This is a genomic window from Herbiconiux solani NBRC 106740 (genome assembly GCF_001571005.1).
GTDB lineage: Bacteria > Actinomycetota > Actinomycetes > Actinomycetales > Microbacteriaceae > Herbiconiux > Herbiconiux solani.
In genome coordinates this window covers 654,635-673,093 of the sequence record NZ_BCST01000001.1, presented here as the reverse complement: position 1 = coordinate 673,093, position 18,459 = coordinate 654,635, and the positions used below count along the sequence as shown (strand labels likewise).

Annotated in this window: 21 protein-coding genes; 11 read left to right on the top strand and 10 right to left on the bottom strand. The window is 70.5% G+C overall.

Annotation, left to right across the window (positions count from 1 at the left end):
* Positions 1-161 precede the first annotated feature (161 nt).
* Positions 162-650 (top strand): methylated-DNA--[protein]-cysteine S-methyltransferase, encoded by a 489-nt coding sequence (locus HSO01S_RS03180; protein ID WP_066039087.1) that lies wholly within the window; start codon positions 162-164, stop codon positions 648-650.
* A gap of 69 nt (positions 651-719) precedes the next feature.
* On the opposite strand, the gene HSO01S_RS03175 is transcribed toward HSO01S_RS03180, so the two are convergent.
* The 3 genes from HSO01S_RS03175 to HSO01S_RS03165 all read right to left on the bottom strand — a co-directional run bounded on the left by HSO01S_RS03175 (position 720) and on the right by HSO01S_RS03165 (position 2,448).
* Complete coding sequence (locus tag HSO01S_RS03175) at positions 720-1,112, bottom strand: type II toxin-antitoxin system death-on-curing family toxin (protein WP_245635864.1); 393 nt, start codon at positions 1,110-1,112, stop codon at positions 720-722.
* Positions 1,109-1,306: a hypothetical protein gene (locus HSO01S_RS03170; RefSeq protein WP_066039085.1), complete on the bottom strand. Its 198-nt coding sequence runs from the start codon at positions 1,304-1,306 to the stop codon at positions 1,109-1,111. The genes HSO01S_RS03175 and HSO01S_RS03170 overlap by 4 nt, the downstream gene beginning before the upstream one ends.
* A 68-nt stretch (positions 1,307-1,374) precedes the next feature.
* A complete protein-coding gene (locus HSO01S_RS03165) occupies positions 1,375-2,448 on the bottom strand; it encodes an LLM class flavin-dependent oxidoreductase (protein WP_066039084.1) in 1,074 nt (357 codons plus the stop codon).
* 229 nt (positions 2,449-2,677) lie between these two features.
* Here HSO01S_RS03165 and HSO01S_RS03160 point away from each other — a divergent pair, with 229 nt between their 5' ends.
* From HSO01S_RS03160 to HSO01S_RS03150, 3 genes are all read left to right on the top strand, one after another.
* Complete coding sequence (locus tag HSO01S_RS03160) at positions 2,678-3,007, top strand: nuclear transport factor 2 family protein (protein ID WP_066039083.1); 330 nt, start codon at positions 2,678-2,680, stop codon at positions 3,005-3,007.
* Between the two features lie 30 nt (positions 3,008-3,037).
* Positions 3,038-3,934, top strand: a complete 897-nt coding sequence (locus HSO01S_RS03155; protein WP_066039082.1) for a universal stress protein — start codon at positions 3,038-3,040, stop codon at positions 3,932-3,934.
* 83 nt (positions 3,935-4,017) lie between these two features.
* Positions 4,018-5,028, top strand: coding sequence for a nuclease-related domain-containing protein (locus tag HSO01S_RS03150; RefSeq protein ID WP_066039081.1), 1,011 nt, complete (start codon positions 4,018-4,020; stop codon positions 5,026-5,028).
* Between the two features lie 231 nt (positions 5,029-5,259).
* Here HSO01S_RS03150 and HSO01S_RS03145 read toward each other — a convergent pair whose 3' ends face one another.
* Positions 5,260-6,288: an NAD(P)H-quinone oxidoreductase gene (locus HSO01S_RS03145; protein WP_066039080.1), complete on the bottom strand. Its 1,029-nt coding sequence runs from the start codon at positions 6,286-6,288 to the stop codon at positions 5,260-5,262.
* Between the two features lie 81 nt (positions 6,289-6,369).
* On the opposite strand from HSO01S_RS03145, the gene HSO01S_RS03140 reads away from it, so the two are divergent.
* The 3 genes from HSO01S_RS03140 to HSO01S_RS03130 are packed head-to-tail and all read left to right on the top strand — an operon-like array spanning position 6,370 to position 9,129.
* Positions 6,370-7,965, top strand: a complete 1,596-nt coding sequence (locus HSO01S_RS03140; RefSeq protein WP_066039079.1) for an AMP-binding protein — start codon at positions 6,370-6,372, stop codon at positions 7,963-7,965.
* Positions 7,966-7,987: 22 nt separating this feature from the next.
* Positions 7,988-8,746: a dienelactone hydrolase family protein gene (locus HSO01S_RS03135; RefSeq protein ID WP_066039078.1), complete on the top strand. Its 759-nt coding sequence runs from the start codon at positions 7,988-7,990 to the stop codon at positions 8,744-8,746.
* Positions 8,746-9,129, top strand: a complete 384-nt coding sequence (locus tag HSO01S_RS03130; protein ID WP_066039077.1) for a VOC family protein — start codon at positions 8,746-8,748, stop codon at positions 9,127-9,129. The genes HSO01S_RS03135 and HSO01S_RS03130 overlap by 1 nt, the downstream gene beginning before the upstream one ends.
* 19 nt (positions 9,130-9,148) lie before the next feature.
* Here HSO01S_RS03130 and HSO01S_RS03125 read toward each other — a convergent pair whose 3' ends face one another.
* Both HSO01S_RS03125 and HSO01S_RS03120 read right to left on the bottom strand, forming a co-directional pair.
* The gene (locus HSO01S_RS03125) at positions 9,149-9,484 is read right to left on the bottom strand and encodes a GNAT family N-acetyltransferase (protein WP_066039076.1); all 336 of its coding nucleotides are present in this window, start codon (positions 9,482-9,484) and stop codon (positions 9,149-9,151) included.
* Between the two features lie 107 nt (positions 9,485-9,591).
* Positions 9,592-10,197: a DNA-3-methyladenine glycosylase I gene (locus HSO01S_RS03120; RefSeq protein ID WP_066039075.1), complete on the bottom strand. Its 606-nt coding sequence runs from the start codon at positions 10,195-10,197 to the stop codon at positions 9,592-9,594.
* A gap of 45 nt (positions 10,198-10,242) precedes the next feature.
* Here HSO01S_RS03120 and HSO01S_RS18575 point away from each other — a divergent pair, with 45 nt between their 5' ends.
* Entirely contained in the window at positions 10,243-10,404 is a 162-nt protein-coding gene (locus tag HSO01S_RS18575) for a hypothetical protein (RefSeq protein WP_157078860.1), read from the top strand.
* A 42-nt stretch (positions 10,405-10,446) separates the two neighbouring features.
* Here HSO01S_RS18575 and HSO01S_RS03115 read toward each other — a convergent pair whose 3' ends face one another.
* The 4 genes from HSO01S_RS03115 to HSO01S_RS03100 all read right to left on the bottom strand — a co-directional run bounded on the left by HSO01S_RS03115 (position 10,447) and on the right by HSO01S_RS03100 (position 15,006).
* Entirely contained in the window at positions 10,447-10,884 is a 438-nt protein-coding gene (locus tag HSO01S_RS03115; RefSeq protein WP_066039074.1) for a YdeI/OmpD-associated family protein, read from the bottom strand.
* 83 nt (positions 10,885-10,967) lie between these two features.
* The gene (locus HSO01S_RS03110; protein ID WP_066039073.1) at positions 10,968-11,762 is read right to left on the bottom strand and encodes a ferritin-like domain-containing protein; all 795 of its coding nucleotides are present in this window, start codon (positions 11,760-11,762) and stop codon (positions 10,968-10,970) included.
* 11 nt (positions 11,763-11,773) lie between these two features.
* Positions 11,774-14,131, bottom strand: a complete 2,358-nt coding sequence (locus tag HSO01S_RS03105; protein WP_066039072.1) for an HAD-IB family hydrolase — start codon at positions 14,129-14,131, stop codon at positions 11,774-11,776.
* The gene (locus HSO01S_RS03100; protein WP_174522961.1) at positions 14,128-15,006 is read right to left on the bottom strand and encodes a hypothetical protein; all 879 of its coding nucleotides are present in this window, start codon (positions 15,004-15,006) and stop codon (positions 14,128-14,130) included. The genes HSO01S_RS03105 and HSO01S_RS03100 overlap by 4 nt, the downstream gene beginning before the upstream one ends.
* Positions 15,007-15,113: 107 nt before the next feature.
* On the opposite strand from HSO01S_RS03100, the gene HSO01S_RS03095 reads away from it, so the two are divergent.
* The 3 genes from HSO01S_RS03095 to HSO01S_RS03085 are packed head-to-tail and all read left to right on the top strand — an operon-like array spanning position 15,114 to position 18,432.
* Positions 15,114-15,935: an SDR family NAD(P)-dependent oxidoreductase gene (locus HSO01S_RS03095; protein ID WP_066039071.1), complete on the top strand. Its 822-nt coding sequence runs from the start codon at positions 15,114-15,116 to the stop codon at positions 15,933-15,935.
* Positions 15,932-16,684 carry a lysophospholipid acyltransferase family protein gene (locus HSO01S_RS03090; RefSeq protein ID WP_066039070.1) on the top strand — a complete coding sequence of 251 codons (753 nt, stop codon included), beginning with the start codon at positions 15,932-15,934 and terminating at the stop codon, positions 16,682-16,684. The genes HSO01S_RS03095 and HSO01S_RS03090 overlap by 4 nt, the downstream gene beginning before the upstream one ends.
* Positions 16,681-18,432 carry an FAD-binding oxidoreductase gene (locus HSO01S_RS03085; protein WP_066039069.1) on the top strand — a complete coding sequence of 584 codons (1,752 nt, stop codon included), beginning with the start codon at positions 16,681-16,683 and terminating at the stop codon, positions 18,430-18,432. Before HSO01S_RS03090 ends, HSO01S_RS03085 begins: the two co-directional genes overlap by 4 nt.
* The last annotated feature ends 27 nt before the right edge of the window (positions 18,433-18,459 follow it).

Below are 18,459 nucleotides of genomic sequence, written 5' to 3'. Positions count from 1 at the left end.
ACCCGCCGCACCGCCGCCGTGCGCGCCCGCCCCGGCACCACGTCCGCGGCTGCCCGAGTCCGCCCGACCGCCGACCCCGCCGCATCCACTCGCTCGCGCCTGCCGGCCGAGCCCGCCGCATCCACCCCCGAAGCCCCACCCACGACCCCCGAGGAGACCCCATGACCGCCACCGTGCAGTTCGTCGACACGCCCGACGGCCCGTTCGGCATCATCGCCGACGAGGAGGACCGCGTGCTCGCCTCGGGCTGGACCGCCGACGTCGACGCGCTCCTCGCCCGCCTGACCCCGAGCATCCGCCCGGCCGACGTCGTGCCCGGCACCACTAGCGCCGCCGCCGCGGCCCTGGCCTACTACGCCGGAGACGTCACGGCGATCGACACCGTCGAGGTCGTGCAGCGGGGCGGCGAGTTCCACCAGCGCGGCTGGACGGCGCTCCGCACGATCGAGCCCGGCCACCCCCTCAGCTACCAGGAGTTCGCGGCCGTCCTCGGCAGCCCCACAGCGGTCCGCGCAGCGGCCAGCGCCTGCGCGCGCAATGCGCCTGCGCTCTTCGTGCCCTGCCACCGGGTGCTCCGCACCGACGGCACCCTCGGCGGCTTCGCCTGGGGCACCGACGTCAAGCGCTCCCTCCTGTCCCGAGAATCCTGAGCCGCCGCCGTAAAGAACTGAGCCTGCACGGCTCGGCCATCGTGGGTCGAGCGGAAATCGCCTTTGACGTCAGGGCTGTTCGTTCGCAGCGAAGGTCCCCAGCAGCGCGGCGATGTGTGCGACGTCGAGCTCTCCGACTGCGACTTCGATCATCATTTTCTCTGCAGCATCGACGTCGAATCCCTGATCCAGACGCCATCCATTCACCCGCAGGAACACCCAGGCGGCCGCCCATGCCGTGCGCTTGTTACCGTCGAGGAGCGCGTGGTTCCGGGCGAGCGAGTGAAGCAGAGCCGCAGCTTTCTCGGGCAGACCAGGATAGGAGTCGACGCCGAACACCGTGCTCCGGGGGCGGGCGACCGCCGCATCCAGCAAACCGAAGTCGCGAACGACAGGCATGGAGCCGAGTGCTGCGGCTGAGGCCGTCAGAACGTCGTCACGATCCAGGTAATACGGATTCACGCCAGCCGACGGTTCAGCTCTGCCGAGGTGGTCGCCACTTCAGTCGCCATCTGCTCGACCAGGTGCTTGCGGTTGCGCACGGCCGAAAGGACCGAATCACGAACCAGCGTCTTCAACGAGGTGTCGAGCTGTGCCGCCACGGCGCGCAGTTCATCCATCTCCTCGTCGGAGAACGTGACATTCAGAGCGACCATGCCGACAATACTAGCGGGCAGGTACCAAATTAGGTACCTACCCGCTCAATCGCTCCGCGAGCCGAAGCCTACGACGCCAGCAGCTCCCGCACCCGGGGGATGACCTCGGTGCCGTAGAGCTCGATGCTCGTCATGAGCTTCTCGTGCGAGAGCGCCCCGTTGCCGTACTTGATGTCGAAGCGGTCGACGCCCAGCACCCGCACGGTGGACGCGATCTTCTGCGCCACGGTCTCGGGCGAGCCGACGTAGAGCGACCCGCGCGCGACCTCCTGCTCGAAGTGCCCACGGCCCATCGGCGACCAGCCGCGCTCGCGGCCGATCCGGTTCATCTGGGCCGAGTAGTGCGGCCACAGCTGCTCCTTGGCCTCCTCGTCGGTCGCCGCGATGTGCCCGGGGGAGTGCACGCCGACCGGCTGCGGCGGCTGCTCGAACTGGGTCATGGCACGGTGGTAGAGGTCGACGAAGGGGGCGAACCGCTCGGGCTCACCGCCGATGATCGCGAGCGTCAGCGCGAAGCCGTACCGCGCCGCACGCACGACCGACTCGGGGCTCCCGCCGACGCCGACCCAGGTCTTCAGCAGTCCGTGCTCGATGGGCGGGTACACGCTCTGGTTCGTCAGCGACGCCCGGGTGGTGCCCTCCCAGGTCACGGGGTTGCCGGCGCGGATCGCCGCGAACAGCTCGAGCTTCTCCTCGAACAACCGCTCGTAGTCCTGCAGCTCGAACCCGAACAGCGGGAACGATTCGGTGAACGACCCACGCCCGAGGATGACCTCGGCCCGCCCGCCCGAGAGCGCGTCCAGCGTCGAGAACCGCTCGAACACCCGCACGGGGTCGTCCGAGCTCAGCACGGTGACGGCCGAACCGAGGTGGATGCGCGAGGTTCGCGCCGCGACGGCAGCCAGAGCGACCTCGGGTGCGGTCACGGCGAAATCGTCGCGGTGGTGCTCGCCGAACCCGATGAAGTCGATCCCCACCTCATCGGCCTTGACGCCCTGCTCGACCAGGTTGCGCAGCACCTGCGCGGGCGGCAGCGGATTGCCCTCGTCGTCGGCCGTGACGTCACCGAAGGTGTCGAGGCCGAACTGCACGGTGCTGAAGTCCTTCTCCGTCGGAGTGGTCTGATCGGTGTCCTCGGCCATCGCGGCCTCCCTCTTTGCATGCGAACGTATGAACCCTGGAACAGTCCATCACGGCCGAGTATTCCGTGTCGACCGCTCCGGCCGCCACGCCGAGGGTGTCCCCGCCGCACGCACAGATCGCGACCGCCGCGCCCGCAGCCCACAGCCGCCGCACGCCCCAGATGAAGACCTGCTGAGAGGCCGCCCAGTCCTCTGGCGCGCCCGCCCACCATCAGCGCAGGATGGACCCATGAGCGTGCCGGACGATCTGCCACCCGCCATCGCCTCCTTCTTCGAGGCGACGAACGACTCCGATCGCGAGCGCTTCCTCGCAGCATTCACCGACGACGCCGTGCTCGACGACTGGGGCCACACCTACACCGGTCGCGAGGCCATCGCCGGCTGGAACGAGACCGACAACATCGGTGTCGGCAGCCACTTCGAGGTGCCGGGCTTCACCGTCAACAACGGCGTGTACGCGGTCGCCGTGCACGTGACCGGCGGCGGCTACAACGGAGGCGGTACTCTGGCGTTCGCACTGGCGGGCGATCTGATCTCCCGCGTCGACATCACCGGCTAGCCTCCGCGCACCGGGGAACCGGGGGAGACGATGACCACCACCAGCGAGACCGGCCCCATCCTGGTCGGCTTCGACGGCTCGGATGCCGCCAAGACCGCGCTCACCTGGGCCCTCCACCGGGCCGCGGCGGTCGAGGCCGACGTCGTCGTGCTCTACGTCGCCGACACGTCGTGGGACTCGCCGGGGTACACCGCCGCACCGCTTCTGCAGGAGCGCGGCGAGGTGATGCTCGCGAACGAGGCGTTCCGCACCGACCGCGCCGCCCCGCACGTCACCGTCACGCCCCTGACGAGGAAGGGCGAGCCGGTCAAGGTGCTCTGCGCCGAGGCCGAAGCGCTCGGCGCCCGTCTGCTCGTGGTGGGCAGCTACCGCAAAGACCTCTACGACCGGCTGACGACCAGTGCGGTGAGCCTCCGGGTCGCCGCAGCGGCGAAGGTGGCGGTCGCCGTCATCCCCGATCTCCCCGTCGAGGGCCGATCGGGCGTGGTCGTCGGCATCGACGGATCGCCGAGCTCGGTGCGCCTGGTCGAGATCGCTGCCGCCGAGGCGTCCCGGCTCGACGAGACCCTGCGCGTCATCAGCGCCTGGACCCTGCCTCCGCTCGCCGAACCCGACTTCACCGACCTGCCCGACCTGACCGACGCCCTGGAGGATCGCGCCCACCGCGTGATCGCCGACACCCTGGCCGAGGCCGGTGTCGTCGGCGAGCGGGAGGCCGACGGGGGCCGCCTCGAGATCCGAACCGAGACCCCGCTCGAGCCGCCCGCGGCAGCCCTGATCGAGGCCGCACGCTCGGCCTCGCTGCTCGTGGTCGGCAGCCACGGCCGGCACGGGATCGGCCGGTTCCTGCTCGGCTCGGTGAGCCACGACGTGCTGATCCACGCGCCGGGGCCCACCCTGGTGCTCCGCGTCACCGACAAGGCCTGACGCCGGGGGAGTCGCACTGACGCGGAGCCGCCACCCAGTCGGCTCCGGGCCGCTTCCCGGCCGGCGCCCGGTATCGTGGTCGGGTGTCCGAGAGTCCCGCCGCCCGAACGCCGTACGAGGTGCTCGGAGTCGACCCGGCCACACCTCACGACGAACTCCGCCGCACCTACCGTCGCCTCCTTCGCGAGACGCACCCCGACACGGGTGGTTCGGCCGCCCGCTTCGTCGCGGTGCAGCAGGCCTGGGAGCGCATCGGCACCCCTGAAGACCGTGCGGCGTACGACCGCGGGCACGGCCGCTCGGACAGCGCGGCGGCAGGCGCATCCGCCCACGCGGCCGGGGCCTCCGGTTCGGCCTCGACCTCCGGCAGCGGCTTCGGGCCCCCGTCGGGCGGCGCCGGTTCCCGCCCCGGCGGCCGGGCCGCGAGCTCGTCGGTGCGCGCCCGTAGCTACGGCCACCCCGGCGGCCAGGAGCGCGAGCAGTACCTGACGCTGCTGCGCGAATGGGTCGGCCGTGGCGTCAGCGTCGCCGATCCCTACGACCCCGCGCTCGTGCGCTCCGCCCCGCGCGAGATCCGCGGCTGGCTCGCCAAGGCGATCGCCGAGGAGTCGACCGCGTCCATCGTCTCGACCCTCGGCATCGGCTTCACGATCTGGAACAACGTGCTCACCGGCCGGATGCTCGGGGGCGTCCCAGAGACCATCGACCACGTCGTGCTCGGCCCGGCCGGCCTCTTCGCTATCCAGTCCGAGGACTGGGGCGGCGAGGTGCGCCTGAAGAAGGACGAGCTCGTGGGCGAGGGCATCGCCCCCGACGAGGAGCCGCTGCACGAACTCCACCGCGCCGCGAAGTCGCTCCGCCGCGAGCTGCGGGTCACGTTCACGGCGCTGGTCGTGGTGGTTCCGGATGCCGCACTCGCCGAGCCGGCCGAGGTCGTCGAGCGGGGTCGCCTCGCCGGGTCGGTCGTCGTGCGTCGTTCGGTGCTGCCGCAGCTGCTCCGCAACGGTCTGGGGCAGAGCGCTCCCGACCGCACGAGCATCGACCGCGCTTTCGAGCTCCGCACCCGCCTCCAGGAGTCCATCCGCCTCGCCTGAGGCCCCTCCCGCCCGTCCCGGGGCACCCCGCCCCCCGCTCGGGCCATCCCGACGCCCCACCCACCCACCCCACGGGCGCCGAGAAGTCACTTTCACGTCCAAATCCCGCGTTTTGGACGTGAAAGTGACTTCTCGGCGAGGTGGGGGTGGGGTGGCGCGAGGTGGGAGGGTGGCGCGAGGTGGGGTGTGGCGCGAGGAGGGGTGGGTGGGGTGGTGGGCGCGGGGGCCGGGTCAGACCGTGAGGAGGATCTTGCCGATGTGGGTGGAGCCCTCCAAGAGCCGCTGCGCCTCGCCCGCCTCGGCGAGCGGGAACCGCGCGGCCACCACGGGCCGCACCGTGCCGTTCTCGACCAGCGGCCACACGTTCTCCCGCACGCTCGCGATGATCGCCGCCTTCTCCTTGGCGGGCCGTGCTCGAAGGCTCGTCGCGCTGAGCGTTCCGCGCTTGGCCATCAGCGCGCCCAGGTCGATCGCCGCGGGGCCGCCGGCCAGGTTCGCGATGGTCACGATCCGGCCGTTCGTCGCGAGCGCATCGATGTTGCGCTCGAGGTAGTCGGCGCCCACCACGTCCAGGATCACGTCGGCCCCGCCCTCGGCGCGTATCCGCTCGGCGAAGTCCGAGGTCGTGTAGTCGATCAGGATGTCGGCGCCGAGCTCCCGGCAGGCCTCGAGCTTCTCGGCCGAGCGCGCGGTCACGGCCACTCGCGCTCCGAAGGCACGGCCGAGCTGCACGGCCATCGTGCCGATGCCGCTGGAGCCCCCGTGCACGAGCAGCGTCTCGCCTGCCCGCAGCCCGGCGAGCAGGAACACGTTGGCCCACACCGTCGCCACGACCTCGGGCAGACCGGCAGCGTCGACGAGGTCGACCTCGTCGGGCACCGGGAGCACTTGCGCGGCCGGAACCGCGACCCGCTCGGCATACCCTCCGCCGCCCAGCAACGCGCAGACCCGGTCCCCGACCGCGAAGCCGGCACCGCCGGCACCGCCGAAACCGCCGGCACCGCCGAAACCGGACCCGTCGGGCACACCCTCAGCCCCGACGCCCACCTCCGACACGATCCCCGACACCTCGAGTCCCGGCCACTCCGGCCACCCCGCCGGCGACGGGTACGCCCCGCGCCGCTGCAGCACGTCGGCCCGGTTCAGCCCCGCGGCGACGACGTCGATGACGAGCTCACCCGGCCCGGCGACGGGGTCCGGCACCTCGCCGGGCTGGAGGACGGACGGCCCGCCGGGGGCGGTGATCAGGACGGCTCTCATCCGTCCTACGCTACGCCGCACTTGCGGGAGGAGCGGGCGACAGGGTCAAATGAGCGGAACCACTATCGAAGGAGATAGCTGATGGCCCGATCGTCCTACCCCGACATCGAGATCCCCTCCGCCAGCGTGTACGAGGTGCTCTTCGGCGGCCTCGACGACGCCGACCTCGACCGGGTCGCCCTGGTCGACGGCACGAGCGGAGACGAGACCAGCTACCGGCAGCTGATCGCCCAGATCGACGCCCTCGCCGGGTCACTGGCCGCCCGGGGGCTCGCGGTCGGCGACCGCGTCGGCATCCTGTGCCCGAACATCCCCGCCTTCGCGACCGTCTTCCACGGCGTCCTCCGCGCCGGCGGCACTGCTACCACGATCAATTCGCTCTACACCGTGGGCGAGATCGCGAACCAGCTGACCAGCGCCGGAGCGACCTGGCTGTTCACCGTCTCGCCGCTGTTCCCGCAGGCCGCCGAGGCCGCGAAGGCCGCCGGCATCCCCGACGACCGGTTGGTCGTGATCGACGGAGCCGAGGGCCATCCGTCGCTCCACGACCTGCTCTTCGACCGGGCGGCCCCGCCCGAGGTGAGTTTCGACCCCGCCACCCACCTCGCCGTGCTGCCGTACTCCTCGGGCACGACCGGCCGCCCCAAGGGCGTGCAGCTGACCCACCGCAACATCGTCGCCAACGTACTGCAGTCGGCCGAGCTGATCCCGCTGACCCGCGAGGACCGCGTGCTCGCGGTGCTGCCGTTCTTCCACATCTACGGGATGACCGTGCTGCTCGACTTCGCCCTCCTGCGCCGGGCGACCCTGGTCACGATGCCGAAGTTCGACCTCGCCGAGTTCCTCCGCATCACAAGCGCGCAGCGCTGCAGCTGGGTCTTCATCGCGCCACCGATCGCGGTGGCCCTCGCGAAGCATCCGCTGGTCGACGAGTACGACCTGTCGGCGGTCAAGGTGATCTTCTCGGGCGCGGCACCGCTTGACCGCTCGCTCTCCGAGGCCGTCGCCGCGAGGCTCGACTGCATCGTCTGCCAGGGCTACGGGATGACCGAGACGAGCCCCGTGACCCACGTGCTCCCGGTGGGGGCGACCGAGCTCGACCGCTCCTCGATCGGCCGGGCGCTCCCGAACACCGAGTGCCGTCTGATCGACCTCGAGTCCGGCGCCGACGTCGAGGTGCCGGAGGAGGGCCCGAGCGCCCCGGGCGAGCTCCTGGTCCGCGGCCCCCAGGTGATGACCGGGTATCTCGACGACGAGGAGGCCACGCACCACGCCATCGACGACGAGGGCTGGCTGCACACGGGCGACATCGCGACGGTGGATGCCGACGGGGTCTACACGATCGTCGACCGCCTCAAGGAGCTGATCAAGTACAAGGGCTACCAGGTGGCGCCCGCGGTTCTCGAGGCGGTGCTGCTGTCGCATCCGGATGTCGTGGACTGCGCGGTCATCGGGGTCGCCGACGACGACGGCCAGGAGGTGCCGAAGGCCTTCGTCGTGCGCCGCGGCGACGAGCTCGACGAGGCCGCGGTGATGGCGTTCGTGACCGAACGGGTGGCCCCGCACGAGAAGGTGCGGCTGGTCGAGTTCATCGACGTGATCCCGAAGTCGACGTCGGGCAAGATCCTCCGGAAGGATCTGCGGTCGAAGGTCGGCCGGCATGCGGCGGTCGGCTAGCCGGGTCTGGTAGACCGGGACCATGAGCTTCTCCGCCGCGCACCAGACCCTGATCGACTCCGTCCCGCTGCCCGAGGGCGCGGTGATCGAGACCTCACGCGTCGCGTACGACGAATCGGGCACCGCGCTCGAGGGAGCGCTCGTGCTCGACACCGCCCGCGACGACCGGCGCCCCGGCGTGCTGGTGCTGCACGACTGGACCGGCGAGAACGAATACGTCCGCGCGCGGGCCGAGATGCTCGCCCGGCTGGGCTACGTGGCCTTCGCCGCCGACCTGTACGGCACCGGCATCCGGCCCGAGGGCGACGACGCGGCCGAGCTGGCCGGCGTCTACTACGCCGATCTGCCGACGCTGCGGGCGCGGGTGCAGGCCGGCTACGACGTGCTCGCGGCCGATCCGCGGGTCGACCCGACACGGATCGCCGTGATCGGCTACTGCTTCGGCGGCTCCGCCTCGATCGAGTTCGCCCGCACCGGTGCTCCGCTCGCCGGGGTCGTCTCGTTCCACGGAGGGCTCATCACGCATGACCCCGCCGACGTCGGTGCCCTCCGGGCGCCCCTCCTCGTACTCACCGGCGGCTCCGATCCGGTGGTGCCGGACGTGGCCGTCGTGGCGTTCGAGGACGAGCTCCGGCAGGCTCCGGACCTCGACTGGCAGGTCGTGATCTACAGCGGTGCGCCGCACGCGTTCACCCTGCCGATGATCCCCAACTACCGCCCGAAAGCGGATGCCCGGAGCTGGGCGGCGCTGGAGGGCTTCCTCACGGAGGTGTTCGCCTGATGGTCGATTTCCGCAGTGCATTCAGTGGTTTCAGTGTTCGCGACACGGAGGAGGCGCGCGCCTTCTACGGCGACCGCCTGGGCCTGGACGCGACGATGAACGAGATGGGCATCCTCGACGTGTCGCTTCCGGGCGGCGGTCACGTGATCGCCTACCCGAAGGCCGATCACGAGCCGGCCGGCTTCACGATCCTCAACCTCGTCGTGCCCGACATCGACGCAGCGATTGACGAGCTCACCGCCGGTGGGATCGTCTTCGAGCGCTACGAGGGCATGCCTCAGGACGAGAAAGGCGTGATGCGCGGGAAGGCGGCGAACCAGGGTCCGGACATCGCGTGGTTCCTCGACCCGTCCGGCAACGTGCTCTCCCTGATGGGGGAGTAGGGCGGGAGGCCCGCCGGCCTCACTCGCGGAGCGACGCCCGCATCTCGATCGAGACCGGGTCGACGATGTCGTCGAAGTCGTGGTGCTTCTCGAGCCAGGCCGTGACGAACGGGCAGGTCGCCGCGATGCGGAGGCCCTCTTCGCGCACCTGCTGCAGCGCACCGCGGATCAGGGTCGAGCCGTAGCCGTGACCCTCCTCGGCCGGGTCGATCTCGGTGTGCACGAACACCCGGTCGTCGCCGCTGTCGATGTACTGCGTGAAGCCGAGCTCGCGCCCGTCGGCCAGCAGCACGTAGCGGTGGCGGTGGGGGTGGTGCACGACCTCGGTCGACGGGGATTCGCTGTTCTCGCTCATGCCCCTAGCGAATCAGACTCCGGCCCCCGGCGCCATCCGTCAAACGTCTCGAAAGCCGGCCGGCACGGCAGCTCGGCGCCACCGGCCGCCAGCCGCCGCGCCCGGGTTCACCACACGCCAGAACTCCCGCGCCGATGGCTGCCCAGCAGATGCGTGTCGACGAGCCCGGCAGCCTCCATCAGGGCGAACATCGTCGTCGGCCCGACGAAGCGGAAGCCCTTGGCGCGCAGTGTCTTCGCGAGCGCGACCGACTCCGGCGAGGTGGTCGGGATGTCGGCGAAGGTGCGCGGCTCGGGCGTCCGCGCCGGCCGGAAGGACCAGATGAGGCCGGCGAGCCCCTCGTACTCCGGGTCGTCGCGCAGGGCGACGGTCGCCCGCGCGTTGCCGATCGTGGCCGTGATCTTGGCCCGGTTGCGGATGATCCCGGCGTCGCCCAGCAGGCGCGTCACGTCGTCGTCGCCGTAGCCCGCCACCGCATCCGGATCGAAGTCGTCGAAGGCGGCGCGGAACGCGGGCCGCTTCCGCAGGATGGTCGCCCAGGACAGCCCGGACTGGAACGCCTCGAGGCTCACCCGCTCGAACAGCCCCCGCTCGTCGCGCACCGGCATGCCCCATTCGGTGTCGTAGTACTCGCGGAGGAGGGGATCCACCGCCGCCCAGGGCGGGCGCGCCAGCCCGTCCTCGCCCGTGATCACGTCTGCCGTCTCGCCCACACCGTCTAGTATTGAGTAAGCCCACTGAATCGGAGGACCCCTGGAATGAACGTGCTCGCTGCGATCGGAGCGATCGTGCTCTTCCTGTTCGGGATGTTCCTGTTCGGCACCCTCGAGAACGCCTGGGTCTTCTTCGGCGGCATCCTCTGCGTGTCGGGCTCGCTGGCCATCGCGTTCCACCTGCTGCCCACTCAGCGCCGCCACTAGGCGGCCCGGGCTCCCGCAACGGCGGACGGCCCTCCAGCCTCTCTACGAGACGAGCTCGGCCAGAGCCTTCTCGACCCGGCGCTGACGCGTCGCCTCGGTCTTCGCACCCTCGACCGAGAGCACGATGCGGCGCTTGTTGCTGTACGACAGCGCGGCGAACGCGGATGCCGCATCCGAATCGCCCGCGAGGGCCTCGGCCAGATCGGCCGGCACCTCGACCTCGCGCGGCTGGTCGTCGACCGCGACGTCGACCTCGATCTCGTCGCCAGCCGCCACCCCCGCGCCCTCGCGGTTCTCGGCGCTGAGCGCGATCAGGTACTGCCCGCCGTAGAAGACGATCGAGCTGCGGTAGCTGTAGTCGCCGATCGTGACGACGACGGGGATGCGCTTGCCGGCATCCAACTCGGTCACGACGCTCTCGGGCACAGGCAGCCCGGTCGCCGTCTTGCCGCTCGCGAGGACCGTGGTGGTGAACTTCATGGAGGAAGCGTAGCGCCACGGCCCGGCGCGAGACGTCAGGCGCAGAAGATCACCCGCGCTAAGCGCGAGATCACGCCGCGAGCTCAGGCCGCGATGCCCCGCGCGTCCAGGGCGTCCTGCACGATCGTGAGACCGGCCAGCCCCGGCATCCTGGCGATGTGGGCGTCGATCTTCGCGGCCTCCTTGCGGCCCTCGGGTCCGCCCATCAGGTGACCCATCACGTGCTTGACCTCGTCGTCGGTCATCACGCCGGAGCCCACGGGGCCCCAGAAGTTCTTCAGCGCGAAGCGCGCCAGCACCTGGGCCTTCTTGCTCTTGCCGAGACGCTCGCGGGCCTGGGTCGCGTAGAACGCGACGTGGCGGGCCTCCTGCTTGGCGATGCGGCGGAGCAGCTCGGCGAGCACCGGGTGCTTCTCCATGTCGGCGAGGCGGTTGTAGGCGGCGACCGCCGACCACTCGTTCGCGGCGCCCCAGACCATGTGCACGGCGATGAAGCCCGAGCCGACGATGTTGCCGAGCAGGGACTGCTTGACCGGGTCGAGGCGGTCCTTCCAGCCGAGCTTGAGGCGCGTGGCCTTCAGCTCGTCGAAGTCGACGATCACGTCGTGCTCGGCGAGCACCGCGGCAAGAGCCTCGCCGTGCCAGAACTCCTCGCGGTTCCACATGGTCATGAACGCCGTGACGTCCTCGTCCTTGTGCGAGGGGGTGACCAGCATGTCCCGCAGGTAGCAGACCGTGTGGTACTCGATGTCACACATGTAGCGAAGGCTCCGGAGGGTGCCCTCGGGGAGCGGGTTGTCGCGGAACTCCGAGAAGTCCAGATCCTGCCAGGCGACCTTCGTCGAGGTCTCCGTGTACTTGTCGATGTCGAATGCCATGGGACTGTCGGTCAGCGCGCGTCGCGAGCGCCGGACCGGTCTCCTTCCTCGGGTGCTGCGGATGCCTCGGGCAACAGGGACAGGTTACCGGGGCCGGGTCGGTGATCGGATGAACGCCTGGTCCAGTCCTCCACCGTCCACTTAGTTCGTTGCGCGTGCCGATACAGATCGGTATCGGGATTCACGACGGTCGCGTTGCCGACCAGCTGGAGCCACGCGACGTCGGCGAGGCTGTCGCCGTAGCCGTAGGACTGGCTGAGATTCATGCCGTGACGGTCGGCGTACTCGCGGAGCCAGGCGGCCCGCGCCTCGTCGACCAGCGGGGGAGTCGCCAGGTACCCGGTGAGCACGCCCTTCGAGGAGTGCATCTCGCCGGCCACGACGTCGTCGAAGAACGCGGCGAACGGCTCGGCCGCCGAGCGCGTCGCGCCGGTGACGAGCACGGTGCGGTGACCGGCGGCACGGTGCTGGGCGACGCGGTCCAGCGCATCCGGGATCGCCCGGCTGAGCATCGCGGCGCCGAAGCGGCCCTCGACCAGCTGCTGCAGCTCGTCGACGCGGATGCCCTTGTAGCGGCGGACGAGGGTGCGGATGAACTCGCCTCGGTCGCGACGGTCGGCCCGCAGGAACTTCGGCACCGAGAGCATCAGGCTCGCGAACTCCTGCGGCCATTGGGCCTTCGGGATCATCGCGAGGCGCACCCAGAGGTACTGCTCGACCAGGTTCGACTCCACCAGGGTGCCCTCGAAGTCGAACACGGCGACGACGTCGCTGCGCACCGGGAGCGCGCGTTTGGCGCGGGCCTTGCCGGCAGGCCGGTTCGCGTAGGCCTTGGTGAGGCCGGTGATCGAGGGGAAGTGGATGTTCTGGAAGTAGTCGTGCCAGTCGATCTCGACCACGTCGAAGCCGCGGTCGTCGCGGAGCGCCTCGGGGATCGACTGGTTGAGGGCCCGGGTGTTCTTGTCGTCGAAGATCAGCTCGGTCTGCACGTAGGCGCGGTACAGCTCGGCGAAGTAGCGGAGCTGGTCGAGGCCGCGCTGGCGCTGGTGGAGCGACTGCGTCCACTTCCGCGTGCGGATCGTGGAGGGCATCCGGGCGACGGTGTCGTCGGCGGCGGAGGTCAGGCGCTCCTGCATGCGGAGAGTGCGCTCGACCGAGCGCCCGCCCGGGAAGCGCCACGACGGCACCTGGATCGGGCCGTCGACGTGTGGCATGGGGTTCTTCGTGAAGAACTCCTTGACGTTCTCGTACATCGTGTGGAAGGGCAGCGGGTTCCGCGCGCCGGAGACCACCTGGTAGTAGTTCGGCTCGTCGACCGGGGCCGGCGTGACGGCGGCGGCGAGGATCGCGTTGACCACGAAGTCGACCGGGATGACGTCGAGGATCGAGTCGGGCACTCCCGGGAACTCGGGCAGCTGACCGCGCCCGTAGGCCATGATCAGCGGGTCGGCGACCTTGAAGCCGTCGAGCCAGCCGGGCTGCGGGTGCTTGAGGGCGCTCTCGATGATCGAGGGGCGCACGATGCTGAGGCGGTGGCCCGCGGTGCCCCAGAGCTCTTCGGCGGCCCGCTCGGCGAACGCCTTGGTCAGCGTGTAGACATCGGTCCAGCCGAGGGACTCGGCGCGGATGCGGCCGTGGTCGATCAGGCGCTTGGTGACCCACTCGATGCGAGCGGCCTCCGCGTCCTGGGCCACGGCCTGGGGGCCGACCTTGCCGAGCTTGGCGCGCGAGGCGGCCAGCAGCTTCCGCAGCACCTCGGGCTGGCGGGAGGCCATCTCGACGCGGCGGCGGGCCGACTTCGCGGCGGCGTTCTCGGCACGCCAGTCGATGTCGTGCACGAGGGAGGCCTCGGGCGAGACGCCCTTCCGCATGCCGCCGACGTACGCGGTCGAGACGTGCACGACGTGCGGGTCGGATCCGGATGCGAGCAGCGCGCCGTAGAGGCCGGTGGCTCCGTCGACGTTGGTCTGGAAGGCGTCGTCGATCGGCGGGTCGAACGAGACGGTCGAGGCGCCGTGCAGCACGACGTCGATGTCGCCGGGCAGCTCGCCCGGGTTCGCCAGGTCGCCCTGGATGACGGTGAGGCGCTCGCGGATGGCCCGCTCGACCTCGTCTTCTCCGACGCGTTCGCGCCAGGAGCGGAACACGGGCTTCTTCAGCAGGGTCTGCAGGCGGGTCTCGCCGGTGGTGCGCGACTTCGGGCGGATCAGCAACGAGATCCGGGTGTCCGGATGCGTCGACAGCAGGCGTTCGAGAACGGCCTGACCCACGAAACCGGTCGCGCCGGTGAGCAGCACGTGCGAGGAGCCCAGCGTGAAGTCGGGGTTCGCGGGCGTGGTGGGCTCATCGAGCGGGGTGGGGTCGGTCATCCGTTCGTGCCGCCTTTCGTGTCGGTGCCCTGGGAGGAGCGGGTTCGGTTCCCGCGCGCCAGCGCCTGGCGGCGGGCGGTGCGGATCAGGTGGAGGTCGTCCAGGCCCGGGATGCGGCGGACGCGCACGTCGATCCGCTCGGCGAGCCCGGCGTCGAAGAGTGATTCGTAGAACACGGCCGTCTCGGATTTCGCGAGGCTGGATGCGCCGACGGGCCAGGCGGTGCGTCGGAGCGCGCGTCGGGCGAGCTTGCGGGCGCGCGCCGAGTCGGCCAGCCGGCGATCGGTCTCGGGTTCGACGAACGAGCGGTGCCGCTTCTTCACCTCGAGCACGCGCTCGAGCAGGGAGACGAGCTCCGGGTTCGGGTCGGCCTCGATCAGCTGGAGGTAGGCGGCCTCGACCACCCACTCGTCGACGGCGACCGTCGCGAGATGCACGCCGACCACGTCGGGGCCGATCGCGTTGGCGCGGAAGGACTCCACGATCGGGGTGGTGCGCTCGGCGAACTCGAGGGCGAAGGCGCGGAACCGGGAGAGGTCGACGACCGAGGCCGGATCGAAGTCGTGGGCCAGCACGATCTGCTCGAGCGCGTCGGCGATCCAGTACTTCTCGAAGGCCCAGGTGGTGAGGAAGGCGGTGACCCGCGCATCCTTGTGGGTCGGGGTGACGAGCACGTTCCGCAGGTACGTCATGGTGGAGCGCTCGAGCTCGCGCAGATAGGCGAGCGAACGCACCGTCTCGGGGTTCAGCGGATTCGCGGCGAAGGCCTCGAGGTCGATCTCGTCGCGGTGGCTTCCCACGGCGGTGCGGGCGAAGTCCCGGACGTCGAACCGGGTCGCCGGGGGCCGGATGGGGTCGGTCTCGTCGACAGTCATGGTGTTCTCTCCGGACAACGGAATTCCTCCGTGGTGACGGCGGTACCTGGGTTCGTGGTGGGATGCGCACGTCGGTCGCTACGCACTCCGTAGCGTATCCTAAGCAGATGGCGACGGCTCTGGTGACCGGTGGCACTTCCGGTATCGGTGCGGCATTCGCCCGGGCACTCTCTCTCCGGGGCTTCGACCTCGTGCTGGTGGCCCGCGACGAATCCCGGCTCCGGGAGATGGCCGAGGAACTCGGTCGTGACGGTGCAACGCGCGTGGAGACGATCTCCGCCGATCTCGCGGTGCGTGAGGACATGGATCGCGTCGCGGCGCGCCTGGAGAGCACCGAGGATCCGATCGACTTCCTCGTGAACAACGCGGGCTTCGGGATGCACGGCTCGCTGCTGGACCACGACGTCGCGGTGCACGAACGGGCGCTCGCCGTGATGTGCCTCGCCGTCCTCGTGCTGGGAGGAGCGGCCGGCCGCGCGATGACCGCCCGCCACCGTGGCACGATCCTCAACGTCTCGAGCGTGGCCGGCACGATCGCGACCGGCGACTACTCGGCCGTCAAGGCGTGGACGACGGCCTACACGGAGTCGCTGGCGGTGGAGCTGCGGAACACCAACGTTCAGGTCAGTGCCGTGCTGCCGGGCTGGGTGCACACCGAGTTCCACGACCGCGCGGGCATCCGCACCAAGTCCATCCCCGACTTCCTCTGGATCGACGTCGACCAGCTCGTCGAGGAGGCTCTCCGCGACGTCGCGCGCGGCAAGGTGCTCTCGGTGCCGTCGAAGCGCTTCAAGGTGCTGTTCTTCTTCACCCGCCACCTTCCCCGGGGCGTCATCCGCTGGATCTCGGGCCGGATCTCGTCCAGCCGCAACAAACCGTCCGGGCCCGCGGCGCCGAACACCGAGGACAGATCGAAGGCAGACCGATGACCGAGAAGCATCCTCAGCTCGTCCACCCGCCCAAGGACCGGTTCACCTCGCCCGTCATGGCCGGCATGCGGTTCATCGCGCAGCGGGTCGTGCTGAAGTCGGTGGTCTGGTCGATCACGCGTGTCAGCGTGCGCGGGCACGACGCCGTGAAGGGCGTCCAGGGCGCGTTCATCGCCGTCGCGAACCACTCCAGCCATCTCGACGCCCCGCTGATCATGTGCGCGCTGCCGCGCCGGCTCGGCCGCTACCTCGCCGCCGGGGCCGCTGCCGACTACTTCTTCGACATCTGGTGGCGGCGCATCCTCACCGCCCTGTTCTTCAACGCCTTCCCGATCGACCGCACCGGCACCGCCCAGAAGCAGGGGGTGTCGAAGAAGCTGCTCGCCCGCGGGGTGCCGCTGCTCGTCTTCCCCGAGGGCACGCGCTCGAAGACCGGCGAGATGGCCGACTTCAAGGCCGGTGCCGCGGCGCTCTCGATCGCCTGCGACGTGCCGTGCGTGCCGATCGCCCTCGTGGGCGCGAGCCTCGCGATGCCGCGAGGCCGCAACTGGCCGATCCCGGGCCGTCCGCCGGTCGCGGTCGTGTTCGGCGAGCCCATGCTCGGCCGGCCCGGCGAGACGCCGGACCAGTTCTCCGCCCGGATCGCGCGGGAAGTGCGCAGACTGCACTCCGACGCCGCGGGCACCTCGAGCATCCCGGCCCTGCCGGTGCGCTCGACCACCAGGAATTCCATGAAGGGAGCCGCATGACCGACGTCAAGCACATGAAGTGGTGGGGGTGGGGCGTCGAGGGCGTCGGCTTCCACTTCGAGGACAAGCCCGAGTTCGTGCCCTTCGTGCAGAAGGCCGTGGCGCTCGACGTGCGGACGCCTCCGGTGCCGCCGCTCGACTTCGACCAGCTGACCGTGGCACCGCCGCGGCTCTCGCCCACCTTCGAGGCCGAGCTGGTCGCGATCGTCGGCGAGGAGTCGGCGTCGACCGACGACCAGGTGCGCGTCATCCACACCTACGGCAAGAGCATCCGCGACCTGCTGCGCATCCGCCGCAACGAGATCGCCCGGGTGCCGGACATCGTCGTCTACCCCGGTGACGAGTGGCAGGTGCAGCAGATCGTCGACGCCGCCGTCGCCGAGGGCGCCGTCATCATCCCCTTCGGCGGGGGCAGCAACATCGCCGGCAGCCTCGAGCCGCTGGAGTCCGAGACCCGCACGATCGTCTCGCTCGACCTCGGGCGCCTCAACCGCGTGCTCGACATCGACGAGGGATCCGGGCTCGCCCGCATCGAGGCCGGCGCCCAGGGCCCCGACATCGAGGAGCAGCTGAACGCCAAGGGCTGGACCATGGGGCACTTCCCCGACAGCTTCACCCACTCGACCGTCGGCGGCTGGGTCGCGACGCGCTCCTCGGGCATGCAGAGCGACAAGTACGGCGACATCGCCGACATCGCCCGCGGACTCCGGATGGTGCGTCCCGGCACGATCGTCGAACTGCGCGCCCTGCCGTCGACCTCGACCGGCCCCTCGGTGCGCGAGATGATCATCGGCTCGGAGGGGCGCCTCGGCGTCATCACCGAGGTGACCGTCCAGGTGCACCGCACGCCGGAGCTCCGGGAGGTGCAGGCCTACTTCTTCCCGAACTGGAAGGCGGGCCTGGCCGCGATGCACGAGATCGCCGAGTCGGACGCCTCGCCCTCGATCACGCGCGTGTCCGACGCCCGCGAGAGCGGCTTCTCGCTGGCCACCCGCAAGGCGTCCAAGGGCGTCTCAGGGGCGGCCCAGAACATCCTGATGTCGGTGCTGAAGCGCCGCGGCTGGGTGCTGGAGGACATGTGCCTCTCGTTCATCGGCTTCGAGGGCTCGCCTTCGCACGTGTCGTACGAGAAGAAGCTCGTCGGCGCGATCGTGAAGAAGCACGGCGGTCTCGGCGTGGGCAAGGGCCCGGGCGCCCTCTACGACCAGAAGAAGTTCGACACGCCCTACCTCCGCGACTTCCTGCTCGACCGGGGTGCGGCCGCCGACGTGTCAGAGACCGCGGCGCCCTGGTCGAAGCTGCAGGAGGTCTACGACTCCACCGTCGCAGCCGCTCAGAACGCGTACGACGCGCTGGGTGTGCACGGCTGGATCATGTGCCACCTCTCGCACTCGTACCACTCGGGAGCGTGCCTGTACTTCACCTTCGCCTTCGTGCACGGGGACGACCCGATCGCGCAGTACGAGGTCGTGAAGCACTCGATCCAGCAGGCGTTCCAGGATGCCTCGGGCACCCTGTCGCACCACCACGGCGTGGGCGTCGAGCACGCCCCGTGGATGGAGCAGGACATCTCGGCCGGGGGCGTGGCGCTCATGCAGGGCCTGTTCGACTCGGCCGACCCGGCGCAGCTGTTCAACCCCGGGAAGGTGCTGGGGCCGAAGCAGGTCACGGCGGCTGACGTGGCGGCGCTCGTGGCGGCGGCGCCCCGGGCGACCCCTCGCGCGACCCCGAAGGTCCCGACCGCCTGACCCCTGTCCGCGATCCGTCAGTTGTTG

Bases quoted from the DNA above. Each gene is read 5' to 3' on its own strand.
- HSO01S_RS03180 (WP_066039087.1), top strand. From the start codon at position 162: ATGACCGCCACCGTGCAGTTCGTCGACACGCCCGACGGCCCGTTCGGC.
- HSO01S_RS03170 (WP_066039085.1), bottom strand. From the start codon at position 1,306: ATGGTCGCTCTGAATGTCACGTTCTCCGACGAGGAGATGGATGAACTG.
- HSO01S_RS03165 (WP_066039084.1), bottom strand. From the start codon at position 2,448: ATGGCCGAGGACACCGATCAGACCACTCCGACGGAGAAGGACTTCAGC.
- HSO01S_RS03160 (WP_066039083.1), top strand. From the start codon at position 2,678: ATGAGCGTGCCGGACGATCTGCCACCCGCCATCGCCTCCTTCTTCGAG.
- HSO01S_RS03155 (WP_066039082.1), top strand. From the start codon at position 3,038: ATGACCACCACCAGCGAGACCGGCCCCATCCTGGTCGGCTTCGACGGC.
- HSO01S_RS03145 (WP_066039080.1), bottom strand. From the start codon at position 6,288: ATGAGAGCCGTCCTGATCACCGCCCCCGGCGGGCCGTCCGTCCTCCAG.
- HSO01S_RS03140 (WP_066039079.1), top strand. From the start codon at position 6,370: ATGGCCCGATCGTCCTACCCCGACATCGAGATCCCCTCCGCCAGCGTG.
- HSO01S_RS03135 (WP_066039078.1), top strand. From the start codon at position 7,988: ATGAGCTTCTCCGCCGCGCACCAGACCCTGATCGACTCCGTCCCGCTG.
- HSO01S_RS03130 (WP_066039077.1), top strand. From the start codon at position 8,746: ATGGTCGATTTCCGCAGTGCATTCAGTGGTTTCAGTGTTCGCGACACG.
- HSO01S_RS03125 (WP_066039076.1), bottom strand. From the start codon at position 9,484: ATGAGCGAGAACAGCGAATCCCCGTCGACCGAGGTCGTGCACCACCCC.
- HSO01S_RS18575 (WP_157078860.1), top strand. From the start codon at position 10,243: ATGAACGTGCTCGCTGCGATCGGAGCGATCGTGCTCTTCCTGTTCGGG.
- HSO01S_RS03115 (WP_066039074.1), bottom strand. From the start codon at position 10,884: ATGAAGTTCACCACCACGGTCCTCGCGAGCGGCAAGACGGCGACCGGG.
- HSO01S_RS03110 (WP_066039073.1), bottom strand. From the start codon at position 11,762: ATGGCATTCGACATCGACAAGTACACGGAGACCTCGACGAAGGTCGCC.
- HSO01S_RS03105 (WP_066039072.1), bottom strand. From the start codon at position 14,131: ATGACCGACCCCACCCCGCTCGATGAGCCCACCACGCCCGCGAACCCC.
- HSO01S_RS03100 (WP_174522961.1), bottom strand. From the start codon at position 15,006: ATGACTGTCGACGAGACCGACCCCATCCGGCCCCCGGCGACCCGGTTC.
- HSO01S_RS03095 (WP_066039071.1), top strand. From the start codon at position 15,114: ATGGCGACGGCTCTGGTGACCGGTGGCACTTCCGGTATCGGTGCGGCA.
- HSO01S_RS03090 (WP_066039070.1), top strand. From the start codon at position 15,932: ATGACCGAGAAGCATCCTCAGCTCGTCCACCCGCCCAAGGACCGGTTC.
- HSO01S_RS03085 (WP_066039069.1), top strand. From the start codon at position 16,681: ATGACCGACGTCAAGCACATGAAGTGGTGGGGGTGGGGCGTCGAGGGC.